Raw genomic sequence first — 16,328 nt, 5'->3', positions numbered from 1 at the left:
AGATAACGCCGACCAACAACAGAAGCCCCGGCCCCTGAAGCTAGTCAGAGCGGAGGGCTGTCTCGCCAGTCAGGGCGGCGATTGTGCGCTGGCCACTGATCCCGACCACCGTTAACATTTGGCTTTCCGCGGGGAATCCGCCAAGCTTGAATGGGGCTATTCAGCAGAGCGTTGCTCCCAGTATTCATCCATGCCTTCGAGGCTGACCTTCCCTAGGTAATGAGCAGCTTCTGCTGCTAGGGTGCTGAAGCGTTGCGAAACCTCCTTGGGGAGGGCGATTGAACCGATAAAGATTCCGGAATAGAGAATCACACTGCGGCCGATTTCATTCAGAGAAATCAACAGGCCGATCTCGCTATAGAATCCGCCAGCCGCAGGTGGGCCATGAGGAATGAAATGTTGCGGGATGTGGCCAGGATGAGCTCCATATCCACTCAGCTTTGAATATCTGACCTGATCAGTTGGCACTCCCCAGCCTCCCCGCTCCAGACGCGTCCGAACCCGAACGGGAGAGTACTTGCGCCGACGATCCTTACCGTCTGCACTTCTCCATTCGGCCAGGCTCTCTGGATCATAGAGGAACAGGGAGGCCAGATTCACCCTTTCGGCTATTGATCGAGACAGTGTGAGAGCCTCGTCGTAGAAGCCCATATGCATTAGACGTATAGCGGCGCGTGCCGCATTGCAGACCCCTCCAGTCAGGTGCTCAATTGCATGATCCCCGCCTGAGCAACCCCAATAGCAGCTAGAGGATCTCTCCAGGAGGGACAGTAAGGTCCCGAGGGTCGTGTACAACTTAGGCGCCTTTTCACCTAGGGCGGGAATCCTATCAGTTGACAACGCGTCACAGGAGTCCTCAAGCTTCCTCATGGACGCATAGAAGCCATCCCCCTCGAAATCGCTACCACGAGGTTTGGGCACAGGTCCTCCCCATTTGTTTATCGCACCCTAGGCGTCGAAGGTACACCCCACCGCTGTACCGAGCGACCGTGTTGAACCTGTGGTCAGCCTCAGCTCTGTACGGACAGAGGCAGCAGCAGTGGGTAGACTCAAGTCACCTGACAGTCCGTGTAGTTCGGGAATGAGATCGGTGCCGACCAGGCGATACCGGGTGCTACGAGCGAGGGCGCCAGTAGCCCCTGGTGCCTACACCGATCTCTCTTCGAAAGGGGCTACATGGAACTGGCGGGATGGGTGACTGTCGGGACCGCGGCGGTCGTTGGGGGGTTCACGGTCGTGGGACACCTCTTCGACCAGGTTCCGGCACTCTCCCAAAAGTTGATCACTGCGATTCGTTCTGTTCGCGCGGTGCGTGACGAAGTAAGGACCAACCGCAGGTGATCATCCGGCCCTGCCAGTGGGAGCTCTTCCCTGGTAGGGCCGGGCCTGCGCTTCAAGATGAAGTAATCATGCCAGGCACGTGCCGGGTCGAGTGGGAAACCAGGGGAATCAACGGGTTCGCCCAGCAAGCGTCGACCGTTCCACCGCAGGCGAACTGGACGATCAAGGCAATATCACCCTAGCTTCCCAAGGTGATACCTCGCGGCACTCCCGCGCACACGCACTGATCGGGTTCAACGAGAGCGTCAGCGGCCCACACCCTTTGCCCGTCGGCCGCCACCCGACACCCCAACCGTCGCCGACACCACCAACTCCCGCCCCATGCCCCGCTCCCCACCCCGTACAGATCCAGTCCACCCCACCCCGGGGGCACTACGCATTGCCACTCTGACCTGGGGTTTCTCCCTCAGGGAGGGGACTTGTTCGGCCTCGGGCTTCTCGTCCGGGGCCGTTTGCGTGAGCGGGCGGAGTGAGCCGGGGCAGGCTCAGCCGGATGCGCGGGGCGTGGTGTCTGTCGCGTAGCTCATTCCCTGTTCGTACGACATGGAGCGGCCCGCCTCGTAGCTGTGCTCGTAGGCCGAGTCGCCGATCTCGTCACGGATGGCGCGTTCACAGGCTTGGCGGGGGGCGATCAGGTCCGGGGAGTTGAGTTGGACGCGGCCGCCGGCCCGATGCCACAAGCGCTGGGCGATGCCGAGGAGTTCGGCCGCCCGGTGAGCTTCGCCCCGGGCGACCGTGGCTGATGCCAGGGTGTCGATGGCCAAGGCCGCGACGATGCTGGCGTTGTGCAGCAGCCAGTGCGCGGCAACAGCCCGGGTGGCGTTGCGGGCCCCCGAGGCGGGGTCACCGTGGGCGAGGTCCAGCTTCGCCACGATCACGTCGGAGGTCGAGCGCGTCCAGTGCTCGCCGCGCCGGGCGCACTCGGCGCGGACCTCTTCGGACACCGCGCGGGCCGCTTCGTGATCGCCGCTCATCAGGTGCGCGTACGCCAAGGCGCCGATCGTCTGAATCTGTGCCGAACCGAGCCAGTCGTCCCGGACGGGGAGGCGGGCGGCAACGGACATGAGGCCGACCGCCTCGGCCGACCGCCCGCGCAGGGCGAGCTGGCTGCCCGTGAGGTAGGCGGAGACGGAGAGGGCGTCCGGGTCCGCCTGCTGCCGTGCCACGTCGGTGAACCGCCGCCCGTATTCGGCGGCGGTGTCCACGTCGCCCTGCATGATCGCTCCGGCACCACGCGTCCACAGGGCCCGGAGGAGATCGGGCCCTGGAGGCGGATCGGCGGCGAGCACCCGGTCGAGGCAGTGGTTCGCATCGCGCACATGGCCGCAGTGCCGCCACAGGAAGCCCGCGGTGCCCGCGAACTCCAGGGCGGCCCGCGGGTCGGGGCGGTCGAGGGACCAGTCCACCGCGGCGCGCAGGTTGGCGTGGTCGGTCAGCACGCGTGCGCTCCACTGCACCTGGCGGCCGGTGTTCCACTCGGCGCAGCCGTCGCGGGCCAGGCGTCGGTAGTACTCGCGGTGGCGCAGCCGCACGGCGTCCTCCTCGCCCAACTCCCCCAGCCAGTCCGCGCCGTACTCGCGCACCGTGTCGAGCATCCGCAACCGGTCCGTGCCGGTGCGCTGGTCGCGCTGCACGATGGACTGGGCGACGAGCTCGTCAAGGAGGGCGGGCACCCGCCCGGCCGCCAGCGGTCCCCCGGCACACACTTCCTGGGCGGCCTCGACGTCGAAGCCGCCGGTGAACACCGCGAGCCGGGCCCACAGCAGCCGCTCCAGCGGAGCGCACAGCTCGTGGCTCCAGCCGATGGTGGTGCGCAGGGCCCGGTGGCGCGACGGATCCTCGGTGTCGTCGTCCGAGGCCAGCAGGGCCAGTCGGTGGTCCGTCCGCGTCCCGAGGTGCTCGTCGAGTTCGGCGAGCGACAGGGTGGACAGCCGCGCCGCGGCCAGTTCGACGGCCAGCGGGATGCCGTCCAGGTACCGGCAGACGGAGGCCGCGACCGGCCGGGAGGCCTCGTCGAGCACGAAGCCGGGGCGCACGGCGGTCGCCCGCTCCGCGAACAGGGTCACCGCGTCCTCCCGAGCCGCGGTACCCGACTCGTCCACCGGCAGCGGCTCGACCTCCAGACACTGCTCCCCGGGCAGCCCGAGCCGTCGGCGGCTTGTGGCCAGGATGTTCACGTGCGGAGCGAGCCGCAACTCGTCGATGAAGGCCGCGCAGTCCTCCAGCAGGTGTTCGCACGAGTCCAGTACCAGCAGCAGTCGCTTGTCCGCGATCCACTCGGCCAGCGCCTCCGCCGCCGGGCGCGTCGTCTGGTCGGCCACCCGCAGCGCCTCCATCGTCGCAAGACCCAGCATGTTGGGGCCGATCATCCCGCTGTCGTGCAGGCAGGAGAGCTCCACCAGCCACACACCGTCCGGGTAGGCGGGCCGCATCCAGCGCGCGGCCTCCACCGCGAGACGTGTCTTGCCGATCCCACCAGGCCCCAGGAGAGTCACAAGGCGGCGCCCGCCGTTCCGGTCCCTCCGTCCCTCGCCGCCCTCGGTCGGCCCGTCATCCGGACGCAGCATGACGTCGAGGCGGGCGAGTTCGTCCTGCCGCCCGATGAAACTGCGAGTCTCCGACGGCAGGTTCCCCGACCACTCGCTCATCTCCGTCTCTCCCGGCACGCCGTGTGACACGGGGCCCCCTCCCTTGGCTTCCTACCTGACCCGGCCCGGCTGAGTCTGCTGCGGCGGTACCCCTCTGTGGCGGGACACCGGCCATGCGGACAGAAACACGGCATCGCCTGGTCGTCCCTGTTCGCTTCGGGGTGCGTGGCGACCAGTTCGCCTCCGCCCACGACCGGCGGGGCCGACGAGCACACGGCGCGCACTACGGAGCGTCGTCATCAACACACTCCGGCTAACGCCCGGCGCGCCCTGGCGCCCGCCCAAGCGCCACCGGTGCGCCGGTTGTGCGGGGGCGAAGGGCGCGGAATGGTGCCCGCCGTACCGGGGGCATACTGCCTCGGCAAACGTGAGGAGTCCTTCTCATGACCAGACGTTTCCCCCTCTTCCAAAACCGCACGACGCGGAGGCCCCACGTGGCAGCCGTGTCCGCACTGGCCGTGGGCCTGATGGTGGCCCTCGCGCCCAGCGCGGCGGCCGCGCCCGGTGACCTGGACACCAGCTTCGGCACCAGCGGCAAGGTCACCACCGACTTCGGCGACACCCCGTCGGTACCGGAGATCGGCAACGACCTGCTGCGTACGTCCAGCGGGTCCCTGTTCGTCGCCGGGCGGCAGGGCCTCGGCACCCCCGGCGTCGGCCCGAGCTCGTTCGGTGTGGCCAAGTACACCTCCAGCGGAGCGCTGGACACCGGCTTCAGCGGCGACGGCAAGGTCACCACCGGCTTCGGCGACACCCTGTCGGTGGCCCGGTCGGTCATCGAGGCCGGCAACGGGAAGATCCTGGTGGGCGGGTTCACCGGAGGGGAGCAGATCGCCGACCTGGCGCTGGCCAAGTACAACGCGGACGGCACCCTCGACACCTCCTTCGGCGGCGACGGCAAGGTCACCACCGACCTGACCGGCGGGCTCGGCGACGGTATCCGTGGCCTGAGCCTGACGAGCGGCGGCAAGATCCTCGCGGCCGGGGCGGCCGGGAACGACTCCTTCATCGCCCGCTACAACGCGGACGGCACCCTGGACACCGGCTTCGGCGGCGGCGACGGCGTCGTGACCACCGACTTCGGCACCGGCGACCACCTCTTCGCGCTGGAGGAGCTGTCCAGCGGGAAGCTGATCGCGGCCGGCACCGCCAACAGTGACTTCCTGCTGGTCCGGTACAACTCGGACGGCAGCCTGGACACCGGCTTCAGCGGCGACGGCATCGTGACCACCGACTTCAACGGGCTCTCCGACATCGCGTTCGGCTTCACCCAGGCGCCCGGCGGGGACTACGTGCTCGCGGGCGCGGTCGACGCCCCCGAGCCGTTCGGCACCACCGGCCCCATCAAGGTCGGCGTGGTCCGCTACAACTCCGACGGCAGCCTGGACACCGGCTTCGGCGGAGACGGCAAGGTCACCACGGACGTGAACGCCCTGAGCGCCGACGAGGCACGCGCCGTCGCCGTGGACGGCGACGGCAAGATCGTCGTTGCCGGACTGACCGGCGAAACCGTCGTGTTCCCCGTCGACCCCGTCGACGGGGACGCCCTCGTCGTCCGCTACAACTCCGACGGCAGCCTGGACACCGGCTTCAGCGGGGACGGCAAGGCAACCGTCGACTTCTCCGGCGGGGCCGATGTCGCTCGCGGCATCGCGCTGACCGGCAGCGACGACATTCTCATCGCCGGAGGCGCGACATCGAGCAGCACCGGGCTCGACTTCGCCCTGGCCAAGCTCCAGGGCTAGGGCGACCACAGAGGACGGCGGCGGTGATCCGGGGCGGCAACCCTGGACCACCGCCGTCCCTTGTCCATACCCGGGCGCAACGGGGGGTTCCCTCGCGAAGCGCGGGCGTGGGCGCGCTGCGCCACGGCGCCCTCTCCCAAGTCCGTTGCCCGGCTACGCCCCCGGGCCGCGCATGTCACGAGAGGCCCGCCTATTCGAGCAAGGCGCTCACATGACCGCACGACGACGAAAGCGACCGATCAACCCTCCCTCCACTCCGGTCAACCGGCCCTACACGCAGGCACATTGGACCAGAGTGGCCGACCTCTACCGCGGGCTCACGAGGCGCGGGGGGAGGCCGGGGCCGCGCATGGCCGTCAGGGCAGTCGGGCGGAGGTGGCTCAAGACGAGCACGCGGAACTGGCGCAGCCGGTGGCGACCGGGGCTCGCGCTGGGGGTGAGTGGCCTGCTCGCCATCTGCAGCGGTATGGGCAGCTGGCACCTGGGAGTCGCCGTACTGGTCATAGGTCCTGTACTGGCCTCCGCCCGCCTGGACGCGCGGCGCACCGCAGCGGTGGCGGCCCTGGCGCTGTTGCTCGCTCTCGGGGCGGGCGCCACGAACGGTCTCATGGTGACTCCGGGTTTCGGAATCGAGTTCCTCGCCCTGCTGGCCGGAGGCGCGCTGTCCGTTCGCGACGCCGCCCGGCACACGGCCGATGCGGCCGCACTGGCCCGGGCCACCGATGTCGCGCAGGCGTCCCAGAACGCGATCCTGCGGCCGATCTCGGTGGAGTTCGGCGGCATCGAGGTGTGCGCCCGGCACCGCTGTGCCGCGCAGGGGGCGTCGGTGTGCGGGGATCTGTACGACGTCGCCCACACCCCGTACGGAGTGCGCCTGCTCATCGGGGACGTACGCGGCCACGACCTGGACGCCCTGCGGGCCACCGCGGCGACCATCGGGGCCTTCAAGGACCTTGCCTATCTCACCCCCGACCTCGCCGACCTGGCGACGGCCCTGGACGCCAGGCTCGCCCCGGAACTGGGGGCGGAGGACTTCGTCACCGCCCTGCTCGCCGAGTTCGCCCCGGGCGAGGTCCGCATCGTCAACTGCGGGCACCCCGCGCCCGTACGGGCAGGCAAGCAGGTCAGGTTGCTGGAACCACTTGAGCCCGCGCCCCCGTTGGGCCTGCACCCGAAGCCGCAGCTGTACCGCTTCTATCTCACGGGGCGGGATCGGCTGCTGTTCTACACCGACGGCCTGAGCGAGGCACGCGATGCGAACGGCGTCGACTTTCCGCTCCTCGAACGGGTTGGTGACGCACTGACCGTGCTCTCCCCCTCCGACGCGCTGGACACGCTGTACGCCATGGTGGCCACGCACACGGGCCGCGCACCGGCCGACGACATCGCGCTCGCCCTGTGCCAGCCGACCAGCATGTTCGCCCTCTCGCCCCCTGCCCGGCCCTCGAACCCCGCAGCACGTAGGGAGCCGTAGGCGATCGTCGGCACGGGGCGCTCCGCGACCACCCCTCCTGGAACGAATCAGAACGAAACCGTTGCAGCGTGCCGTGCCGGTCGCCCTCGATCCGGTGGAGCCGCGCATACCGGGGGCCGGTATGCACGCGGTTCCGGGGCCTGTTGCGCGTGATCCACCGGGCGGGGTGGGATGGGTGTATGACCCCTCCGACTCTGTACTTGTTCGGCTCGGCCGCGCCGCCGCTCTTCGACGTGGCGAAGGTGATCGAGGCGGCGCAGGCCGACGGGTGGGACGTCTGTCTCGGGCTGACGCCGACGGCGGCGCGGTGGCTGGACGGGAGCCTGGACGGGCTCGCCGTGCTGACCGGGCATCCGGTGCGCAGCGCCTACGCGCTTCCCGGCGAGCCGGACGTCTGGCCCCGGGCGGATGTGATCCTCTTCGCGCCCGCGACGTTCAACAGCATCAACTCCTGGGCCCTCGGGCTCACTCAGGACTTCGTGGTGGGGGTCGCCGCCGAGGCCGTCGGCAAGGGCGTTCCGACGGTGACGGCGCCGTGCGTCAGCGCCGCGTACGCCCGGCACCGGCAACTGGACCGGAGCGTCGTGGAATTGCGCGAGCAAGGGGTCACGGTCCTGCACGGCGAGGACGGCTTCGCCCCCGAAGCGGCGACGGACAAGACGTGGGACGCCGCGCTCGCTGCCGCCAAGTGGCGGCTGACCGGCGCCGCCTGAGCTACTGGGTGACCACGATCCACAGGCTGAGGAGAAGCCCGCACGCCCCGATGGCCGTGTGGAGCGCCACCCAGAGGATCCAGACGCGCATCCGGGAGGCCAACGGGAACTCCGCGCGGTGCTCGGTCCGGTTCGCCGCGACGAGGGCGTCCAGGTCCAGGTGCGGGTGGCGTGCCGCCAGCTCGTCCCGGAGGCGGTCGGCCAGGCCCGAGTGGACGGCCCAGCGCTCCCCGTACTTGCTGCTCGCGGCCGCGCCGAACGCTCCCAGGAAGCACAGCGGTACTGTCACGCCGAGCGACGAAAGCTCCAGGTGGCCCTGTTGCGTCAGGAAACCCAGCGCGGCCGCCGCCACGAGGATCACGATGTTGGTCAGCGCCGCTCGTTGGTTCTCCATCTGCCGGGCCTCGTCGCGTTGCCCCTTCCAGAGTTCGAGCAGGACATCACTCTCGTCGGCCATGGGTCCCTCCCCTGGAGTCCAGGAAAGCCCCGACGGCCCCGACCGCCAAGAGGCCGTTTCTGAGCGCGACTTGCCGAGTGGGTCGAGCAGAGTGGCAGCGGCGATAATCCAGGCATGTCAACAACGTCGTCTTCCCTCCTCGCCGGGCCCTTCGGGCGGATCCCCCTATGAGCCCCGCCGAGCTGCGGCTCCGGCTCGTCGTCGATGTGCTGGAGGCGGGGGCCTGGTACCCGCTCGTGCTCGCGGGTGGGGGTGCCGTGCGGGTGCACGGGCTCGCCGGGGAGTCCGGCGGGAGCCTTGAGTTCGCCACCGAGAGCCCGGAGGGGATGGACGGGATCGTCGCGCTGGTGTGTACGGGGATCGAGGGGCGCGGGTGGGACGTGTGGGGGTGGGAGACGGATCCGCTGTCCGCGCGGATGGCCGTCGCCGATCCCGTCGGCGGCGGTGAGTGCGAGGTCTCCGTCCAGAAGGAGGCCTTCTGGCGGCCGCCGGTGCTGAGCGAGTACGGGCTCGTCCTGTCCCTGGAGGACACGGTCGGCACGAAGGTGCGCGCCCTCGCCGACCGGGGCCTCGCCCGCGACCTCGTCGACGTCCGGGCCGCCGCGGACCGCTGGAGCCGCGTCGAACTGGAGGAACTGGGCCGGCGGCACGCCCGCGACGCCTTCGACCTCACCGACCTGCACGCCCGCCTGGGCGGCACGGAGTGGATCGACGACGGGGAGTTCGCCTCGTGCGGCCTCGACCCCCGAGCCGTCGACGCCCTCCGCCGGTGGGCCCAGGAGTGGGCGGACGACATCGCCGAACGCCTCCAGGAACTGGCCGCCCCGGAGGACGCGTGACGTGCCGCGCCCCCCCGTGTGGCCATGTCGCCCAGGGTGTGGCTCAGTTGACCACGGGCGTGGGCCGCGCCCGTGTGATGGGCGCGGTCGGATAGCGGGCCGGGGCCGCGGACTCCTTGGTGAGGGCCGTGGCGATGTGGTGGGCGAGGAGGGGGTCGGCGGGGAGGACGTGGGAGGCGAACCAGCGGGCGGCCGTCGGGTCGGGGGACGGGTCGACGAACTCGGCGCCCGCGTAGTCGTCGAGCGGCGGGTCGTAGATGTAGCCGCAGACCACGCCCCGCCGGACGAGGCGGTCGACGAGCGCGTCGCGGTCGCGGACCAGGAGGGGCGCCCGGAAGAGGGCGGGAGGGCCGTCGTCGGTGGCGCGGGCGCGGAGCTCCGGCGTGGCCCAGATGGTGCCGGAGAGCTCGGCGACCCCCGCCCTGCGCCGGGTGAGCCCCGCGTCGAGCCCGGCCAGGCGCAGCCCCAACTGGCCCCGCACCAGCGCCCCGTGACGGGCCCGGTAGCCGTGCAGGTCGACCCGGACCCACGGCTCGTACGCGGACAGGTTCGGCGCCCGGTGCGCGCAGCCCGAGAGGCGCGGCGCGTGCAGGGGCATGCGGAAGGAGTCGCGTTCGAGGAGGCCGAGGCGCTGGAGGGTGCGCCACACCGGGCGCACCAGGTGCAGTCCGCGTACGGCCGAACGCGCGAGGGGACGCACGGTCGTGTACACGTCCTCGCGCAGGCGGCCGGGGACAAGCAGGTCGTCGCGCAGCACCTCCAGCTCGCGGCGGGTGCGCGCGTCCTCGACGGCGAGGAATCCGCCCGCCATGCCCGCCACGTGCTTGGACAGGCTGAAGGCCGCGGCCTTCCCGAAGGTGCCGACCGGCTGCCCGTCCACGTGCGTGCCGATCGCGTGCGCGGCGTCCTCGAAGAGCGGGATGCCCAGTTCGTCGCAGCGCGCCTTGAGTTCGACGACGCGGTCGGGCATGCCGTAGAGGTTCGTGGTGAGGACCGCGTCCACGGAGGCCCAGGTGGCGTCGGGTACGGCGGCCGGGTCGATGTTTCCCGTCCAGGGGGAGACCGGGGCCTGCACCGGGCGCAGGCCCGCCGCGAGGACGACGAAGAGGATCACGTCGTCGTTCACCGGCGACATCAGCACCCGGGCGCCGGGCCTGCACCAGCGCCGCAGCGCGAGGTAGAGGGCCAGGCGTGCCGAGGGCGTGTAGACGCATTCGCGTCCCAGTCGCCGCGTCATCGTCGCGGCGAGCCGTGAGCCGTACGGCATCGTCACCTCTTTCGTCGAGGAGCCTGTTGGGGGTCGCGCTGAGAAGGTGCCTGAGGTGCCGGTGGTGCGGTGCGTTCGGGGCTTCGCCGGGTGTCCGGCGCGCCCGTGCGCAGGGCGCCCGCCGTCTTCAGGAGGCGGTCCGCCGGGTCCCGGAGGCGGGGGTGGGCCAGGACCGTGTTCCGCAGCCCGCGCACCGGTCTGCGCCACAGGCGGTACGCCGCGGCCACCGGGTGCGGCCGCGTCGCGAAGCCCTCGCCGACGCGCAGCTCGCGGGTCTTGAGCCAGTTCTTGTACTCCTTGTCGCCGCGCCCCAGGTCCATGAGCCGCACCCCGTCCCTGCGCGCCGCCTCGGCAAGGCGCAGATGCATGATCAGGCCGGGCGAGTAGTAGCGGAAGTCGGGGTCGTACGCGGTGAACCAGCAGGCGAAGACCGTGCGCGACCTCGGCCCGAAGTGTGCGGCCACCGGGCGGTCGCCCGCGTAGAGGACGGAGAGGACGCCGGTGAAGTGCTCGTCCCTGACCTGGGAGAAGTGCCGTACCAGGTCGACTATCCAGGGCCGTGCGAAGCGGTCCATGCGCCCGGTCCTGCGGTACTGGGCGGACTTCCAGCGCATGAGCTGGCGCAGCGGCGCGGGGTCGCGCTCGTCGAAGACGAAGCGCATCTCGCCCGCGTCGCGCCCCAGGCGGCGCTCCTTCTTCAGGGTCGTCTTGGCGATGCCCGGGTACGCGCCCCGCAGCCACTCGGGGTAGCCGACGTCGTCGTCGCCGTCCTTCAGGTCGATCACGGGCGAGTCGAACATCCCCGTGACGTACCGGCCGAAGGGCTTCTGCTCCTCCACCAGGTGGTCGAACTCGAAGGCGGAGAGACGGCAGGCGCGCAGCAGTTCCCGGGCGTTCCAGGTGATTCCGGGGCGGTGCACGAGGGCCTGGCAGTCGGACAGGCCGAGGCCGACGGCCCGGCCCACGCCGACGGCGTTGCGCTCGTACGGGAAGAAGCCGACGGCCTCGCCGGCCTCGCGCAGCACCGCGACCCGCGCCCCGCCCCGGTAGCCGCCGATGCCGGCCGCGAACTGGGGTGCCAGGAAGGGGTTGGCGTAGTCGGGCGACTCGTCCATGGCCCGGTACCAGGCCGCGCGCAGGGAGTCGGTCAGCTTCTCGGGTCTGTGGATCTCGATGTCCACGTCGGATCAACCGCCCTTCTGCGCCGGTGCGGCCTCGCGGGCGATGCGCTGGACGCGGGGGCGGTGCCGCGCGGAGGCGGCGCCTCGGGCCGCGGGCGACGGCACTCCGGAACCGGCCCGGGTTCCCTCGGCTCCGGCCCGGGTTCCCTCGGCTCCGGTCCGGGTTCCCTCGGACCCGTTCCGGATTCCCTCGGCTCCGGCCCGGATCCCCGGGGCGCGCGGAGCCTTCCTGACGGATCGCACGGGCGACCCCTCCCCCCAAATCCCCCATGGCACTGTGCGCGTCATGCCCCTCCGGCGGACGGTCCTCCAACCGTTCCGACGCGGCTCAAACCTGGCGAAGCAGTACGCACCCTGTCAAGGGTGCCTGCGGTGCCGTCAGGGGTTGCGCGCGCCCGGCGCACGGCGCGCACCCAGCGCGTTCAGCTCGTTCAGCCCGTTCAGGAGCGCCGCCCCGCGCTCCGCGTCGTCCACCGACACCGCGAAGGCCTTCCCCTTGGCCCGGACGACCAGACACTCCCCGGCGCGCAGCATCACCGTCGTGCCGAGGCCGCTCAGGCGGTAGCCCCAGCCGCCGACCTGGCCGGGCGTGCGGTGCTCCGCGTACGCGGTCTCGATGGTCTCCGGGGCCCAGCGGCGCACGGGCCAGCCGAGCGGGCCGAACGAGACCCGCAGCCCCGCTTCGGTGACGGCCGCCTCGACGGAGGCGCAGCCCAGGCAGGTGACGGCGACCAGGGCGAAGGGCGCGGCCAGCAGCCACAGCGGGTCGGTGAGCCCGGCCACCGACACCACGGCCGCGGCCGCCGCCCCCGCGCCGAAGACCGCGGCGAGCGCGTGCATCCAGGGGCTCGACGTGCGGGACACCCAGTCGACGGGCTCACCGGGCGCGAGCTCCGCGTGCGGGGCGGCGGCCCGCGGCGGGGCGTCCGGCGCCCGGCGGCGGGAGAGCAGCACTCCCAGGACCGCGGCCGCCACGGCGGCCACCGCCACGGCCACGCCCCACACGGGCGCCGATTCCGCGTCGCGCCAGTCGGCGTGGTCCACGTTGGCCCGGACGATCGCCGCCTGCGCGCCGACGAGCGCCACGCCCGCGGGCAGCAGCACGGCCGCGCGCCAGGTGTCCGCTCGGCGGCCCGCGAGCAGCGTGCCCCCGGCGGCAACCGCCCAGATCAGCGCGGGGAACAGCGTCGCCGCCCACAGCGGCATCGAGTCGTCGGGGCGCGCGGAGCCGCCGCTCCAGTGCGTGGCGAGCCGGTCGGGGAGCCGGTGGGCCGCCGCGAGCGGCAGCGCGAGGAGCAGAAGCAGGGGCGCGGCACTCGCGCCCAGGGCGCCCCACGGCCGCCGCCCGCTCCCCCGGTCCGCCCCTGCGCCGCCCACGGCTCCCCCTTGATCAGTCCGACGAGGCCGCTCCCACCGTAACTCGCCCCGTCCGGCCGGGACCTGGCGAGACGCGGCGCCCAACCGCCGCGCGGCCGGGCGGGACCCGGCGCCCACTCGTCGCGCGCACGAGACAGACCCGGCCCCCGCCCGTCCCGCGTACGGGCGCGCCCCGGCGCCCACCCGCCGCGCGCCAGGGCACCAAAAACCGGCTCGCCCCATCGGACGCCATTCGTCCGTTTGCTGCCAACACGCCCTGACCTGCGGCTTGTTACGAAGAGCTGACAGCTTGGCGCTCAACCTCGCGCAGGTTTTTCACTTCTCCTCCAGCATGGGCACACACTCGGCGCGCAGCGCCAAGGACCGTCGGCGGCGCCGGCTCATCGACTATCCGCGGCGCGGCCGTCGGGGGGTGCGCCGCTGGCTGCCCTCCTGGCGGCAGTGGCTCAGCGCGTTCGGGCTGTGCGGCGGCGCCATCGGCGGGCTCTTCGCCTACGTCTACGCGGCCGTCGACATCCCCGACGAGAACGCGGCGGCGCAGCAGGAGGCCAACGTGTACTACTGGGCCGACGGCACGCAGATGGTCAGCACCGGGGACGTCAACCGGCAGAACATCCCGCTGGACGAGGTGCCCGTGGCGGTCCGCAACGCCGCCATCGCCGCGGAGAACGCCAGCTTCTACAGCGATTCGGGCGTCTCCCCCAAGGGCCTGCTGCGGGCCGTGGCGAGCATGGCGAGCGGCGGCGACACCCAGGGCGGCTCCACCATCACGCAGCAGTACGTGAAGAACACCTACCTCTCGCAGGACCAGACGGTGACGCGCAAGGTCAGGGAGTTCGTCATCTCCCTGAAGGTGGACCGGAGCAAGAGCAAGGACGAGATCCTCCAGGGGTACCTGAACAGCAGCTGGTTCGGCCGCGGCGCCTACGGAATCGAGGCCGCAGCGCACGCCTACTACGGCATCCCCGCACGGAAGCTGAACCCCAGCCAGGGCGCCTTCCTGGCCGCCCTGTTGAAGGGCGCCGAGCTGTACGACCCGTCGGTGAGCGCGGCCCACCACCGCCGGGCGAAGGCGCGCTGGTCCTGGATCCTGGACCGCCAGGTGGAGGTCGGGCGGATGAGCAAGACCGAGCGCGCGCGGTACCGCACGTTCCCCGAGCCGCTCGCCCGCTCGCGCTCCACCAGCCTCAACGCCCACAACGGGCAGGCCGGATACCTCGTCGACATCGCCAACAAGTACGTCCGCCAGCGCACCGGCCTCACCGACAAGGACCTGGCCCGCGGCGGCTACCGCATCCGCACCACCTTCGACGAGCGCCGGGTGCGGCAGCTCGCCCGGGCCGCGCAGCGCGTGGCCCGCCGCGACCTCGCCCCCGAGCGGCGCGCGCAGGACCGCGGGGTGGAGATCGGCGCGGCTTCGGTGCGGACCTCGGACGGGGCCGTGCTCGCCCTGTACGGCGGCGCCGACGCCACCCGGCACTTCAGCAACAACGCCGACACCTCCGGCGTCCCCGCGGGCTCGGCCTTCAAGCCGTTCGTCCTGGCCGCCGCCCTCCAGGACGGCGTCGACACCGGCAAGGGCGCCACCGGGATGACCCCGCGCCAGGCCCTGATCGAGGGCGGCCACGCCACCTATCTGCACCTGGGCAAGCAGATCGGCTGGCAGCGGATGCGCGAGGTCGCCGTGGACTCGGGGATGCTGCCCGCCAGCATGGGCCCGAAGGAGGACATGTTCGCCATCGGCACCTCCACGCCGAGCGCCATCCGGCTCGCGGGCGCGTACGGCACGCTGGCGCGCGGCGGGCTCCAGCACGACCCGTACTCGGTGACCTCCGTGACGAAGGACGGCGAGGAGATCGAGGGCCTGGAGCGGCCGCCCACCCGCCGGGCCCTGGACTCCCGGGTCGCGGGAAAGGTCGCCGACGCGCTGCGCGGGGCGGCCACCGACAGCCTGGGCCGGGTGACCAGCACCCGGGGCCGCCCGGTCGCGGCGGGCCGCACCACCGACCGGGACCGGCTGCGGTCCGCCTGGTTCGCCGGGTACACGCCCGAGGTGTCCACGGCCGTCACGCTGTTCCGGATGCGCAAGGGCGACCCGCTGCTCCAGCCGCTGTCCGGCGTCGGCGGCAAGGGGTCGCGGTACGGGAACGCCCTGGTCGAGCGCGTCTGGACGGACGCGCTCCGCGGCATTGACCTTGCCCCTGGGGCAGGGTCCAGGCTCTCCGGTGCCGGGGAACCCGCCCCGGCACCCCGCTGACCCGCCTCCGGTCACGGAGGATGAGTCCCGTGGACAGCGCACAGGACACGGACGCACCCGAGCGGCCCGGCGCCGACCGGCCCGGCGCCGACCGACCCGACGGCCGGCTGAGCATCGGCGCCTTCGCCCGCCGCACCCGGCTCTCGGCGAAGGCGCTGCGGCTCTACGACCGCCAGGGCCTGCTCACCCCGGCGTACGTGGACGAGACGACCGGCTACCGCTCCTACCTGCCCGAGCAGATCGAGCAGGCCCGCACCGTGGCGATGCTGCGCCGTCTCGACATGCCGCTCGCGGAGATCGCGGCCCTCGTCCGCCTGGACGGCGAGCGGGCGGCCGAGGCCCTCGCCGGTTACTGGGCCCGCGTCGAGGAACGGCACGCGGGTCAGCGCACCCTCGCGGGCTACCTCCGCGCCAGGCTGTCCGGAAGGAGCACGACGTTGTACGGAGACTTCGAGGTCGCGACGGTGGAGGTGCCCGCCACCCCGGTCCTCTGCGAGACGCGGCACCTGTTCAACGAGGAGCTGCCCCCGTGGATCGACGCCGCGACCGGCCGTCTGGAGCGGGCCGCGGAGGAGGCCTGCGGCGGGGTCACCGGGGCGCCGTTCGTGATCTACCACGCCGAGGTCACCGAGGAGAGCGACGGCCCCGCCGAGGCCTGTGTGCCCGTCGCCGACCTGGCGGCGGCCCGCGCCTGGGTCGCGGCGCAGGGGCGCGGCCGGGACCTCACCGCCCGCACCGAGCCCGCGTACCGGCTCGCGTACGTCCGGATCACCAAGGCGCAGGTGGCCTATCCGCAGATCGTGGCCGCCTTCGACGCCGTGGAGGAGTGGATCGACCGGGAGGGCCTGACCCAGGCCGGGCCGTGCCGCGAGGTGTACTTCACGGACTGGGACGCGGCCGGGCCCGAGGACGACGTGTGCGACGTGGCCTACCCGGTCCGCTGACCGTGTCTCCTCCGCCCGCCGCGCACCCTCCCGCGCTCCCCGGACACCCTCTGTGAGCAAATACACGCGCGCAAATTCCGGGGTC

General features: G+C 71.9%; 12 protein-coding genes. 6 read left to right on the top strand and 6 right to left on the bottom strand.

Features of this window, described 5'->3' with window-relative positions; genetic code table 11:
* Positions 1–156 precede the first annotated feature (156 nt).
* Both AC5WAM_RS23435 and AC5WAM_RS23430 read right to left on the bottom strand, forming a co-directional pair.
* Entirely contained in the window at positions 157–468 is a 312-nt protein-coding gene (locus AC5WAM_RS23435) for a hypothetical protein (protein WP_495518702.1), read from the bottom strand.
* 1,358 nt (positions 469–1,826) lie between these two features.
* Entirely contained in the window at positions 1,827–3,989 is a 2,163-nt protein-coding gene (locus AC5WAM_RS23430; protein ID WP_495518701.1) for an ATP-binding protein, read from the bottom strand.
* Between the two features lie 434 nt (positions 3,990–4,423).
* Here AC5WAM_RS23430 and AC5WAM_RS23425 point away from each other — a divergent pair, with 434 nt between their 5' ends.
* The 3 genes from AC5WAM_RS23425 to AC5WAM_RS23415 all read left to right on the top strand — a co-directional run bounded on the left by AC5WAM_RS23425 (position 4,424) and on the right by AC5WAM_RS23415 (position 7,921).
* The gene (locus AC5WAM_RS23425; protein WP_495518700.1) at positions 4,424–5,734 is read left to right on the top strand and encodes a hypothetical protein; all 1,311 of its coding nucleotides are present in this window, start codon (positions 4,424–4,426) and stop codon (positions 5,732–5,734) included.
* Between the two features lie 466 nt (positions 5,735–6,200).
* Positions 6,201–7,208 carry a PP2C family protein-serine/threonine phosphatase gene (locus tag AC5WAM_RS23420; protein WP_495518699.1) on the top strand — a complete coding sequence of 336 codons (1,008 nt, stop codon included), beginning with the start codon at positions 6,201–6,203 and terminating at the stop codon, positions 7,206–7,208.
* A 179-nt stretch (positions 7,209–7,387) separates the two neighbouring features.
* Entirely contained in the window at positions 7,388–7,921 is a 534-nt protein-coding gene (locus AC5WAM_RS23415; protein ID WP_495518698.1) for a flavoprotein, read from the top strand.
* A 1-nt stretch (position 7,922) separates the two neighbouring features.
* Here AC5WAM_RS23415 and AC5WAM_RS23410 read toward each other — a convergent pair whose 3' ends face one another.
* Positions 7,923–8,378 carry a hypothetical protein gene (locus AC5WAM_RS23410; protein WP_495518697.1) on the bottom strand — a complete coding sequence of 152 codons (456 nt, stop codon included), beginning with the start codon at positions 8,376–8,378 and terminating at the stop codon, positions 7,923–7,925.
* Positions 8,379–8,545: 167 nt separating this feature from the next.
* On the opposite strand from AC5WAM_RS23410, the gene AC5WAM_RS23405 reads away from it, so the two are divergent.
* On the top strand, positions 8,546–9,217 hold the full coding sequence (locus AC5WAM_RS23405) for a nucleotidyl transferase AbiEii/AbiGii toxin family protein (protein WP_495518696.1): 672 nt from the start codon (positions 8,546–8,548) through the stop codon (positions 9,215–9,217).
* A gap of 43 nt (positions 9,218–9,260) precedes the next feature.
* Here AC5WAM_RS23405 and AC5WAM_RS23400 read toward each other — a convergent pair whose 3' ends face one another.
* The 3 genes from AC5WAM_RS23400 to AC5WAM_RS23390 form a co-directional block, all read right to left on the bottom strand.
* Complete coding sequence (locus tag AC5WAM_RS23400; RefSeq protein WP_495518695.1) at positions 9,261–10,484, bottom strand: DegT/DnrJ/EryC1/StrS family aminotransferase; 1,224 nt, start codon at positions 10,482–10,484, stop codon at positions 9,261–9,263.
* A 2-nt stretch (positions 10,485–10,486) separates the two neighbouring features.
* Positions 10,487–11,665 (bottom strand): GNAT family N-acetyltransferase, encoded by a 1,179-nt coding sequence (locus AC5WAM_RS23395; protein ID WP_495518694.1) that lies wholly within the window; start codon positions 11,663–11,665, stop codon positions 10,487–10,489.
* Between the two features lie 378 nt (positions 11,666–12,043).
* Positions 12,044–13,042, bottom strand: coding sequence for a DUF1648 domain-containing protein (locus AC5WAM_RS23390; protein WP_495518693.1), 999 nt, complete (start codon positions 13,040–13,042; stop codon positions 12,044–12,046).
* A 331-nt stretch (positions 13,043–13,373) separates the two neighbouring features.
* On the opposite strand from AC5WAM_RS23390, the gene AC5WAM_RS23385 reads away from it, so the two are divergent.
* Both AC5WAM_RS23385 and AC5WAM_RS23380 read left to right on the top strand, forming a co-directional pair.
* A complete protein-coding gene (locus AC5WAM_RS23385; protein ID WP_495518692.1) occupies positions 13,374–15,299 on the top strand; it encodes a transglycosylase domain-containing protein in 1,926 nt (641 codons plus the stop codon).
* Between the two features lie 107 nt (positions 15,300–15,406).
* Positions 15,407–16,243, top strand: a complete 837-nt coding sequence (locus AC5WAM_RS23380; RefSeq protein ID WP_495523639.1) for a MerR family transcriptional regulator — start codon at positions 15,407–15,409, stop codon at positions 16,241–16,243.
* Positions 16,244–16,328: the final 85 nt, after the last annotated feature.

Source organism: Streptomyces sp. JLYT201 (assembly GCF_059448825.1).
This window is presented reverse-complemented; position numbering and strand designations above follow the sequence as displayed.

Bases quoted from the DNA above. Each gene is read 5' to 3' on its own strand.
- AC5WAM_RS23430 (WP_495518701.1), bottom strand. From the start codon at position 3,989: ATGAGCGAGTGGTCGGGGAACCTGCCGTCGGAGACTCGCAGTTTCATC.
- AC5WAM_RS23420 (WP_495518699.1), top strand. From the start codon at position 6,201: ATGGGCAGCTGGCACCTGGGAGTCGCCGTACTGGTCATAGGTCCTGTA.
- AC5WAM_RS23415 (WP_495518698.1), top strand. From the start codon at position 7,388: ATGACCCCTCCGACTCTGTACTTGTTCGGCTCGGCCGCGCCGCCGCTC.
- AC5WAM_RS23410 (WP_495518697.1), bottom strand. From the start codon at position 8,378: ATGGCCGACGAGAGTGATGTCCTGCTCGAACTCTGGAAGGGGCAACGC.
- AC5WAM_RS23405 (WP_495518696.1), top strand. From the start codon at position 8,546: ATGAGCCCCGCCGAGCTGCGGCTCCGGCTCGTCGTCGATGTGCTGGAG.
- AC5WAM_RS23400 (WP_495518695.1), bottom strand. From the start codon at position 10,484: ATGCCGTACGGCTCACGGCTCGCCGCGACGATGACGCGGCGACTGGGA.
- AC5WAM_RS23385 (WP_495518692.1), top strand. From the start codon at position 13,374: ATGGGCACACACTCGGCGCGCAGCGCCAAGGACCGTCGGCGGCGCCGG.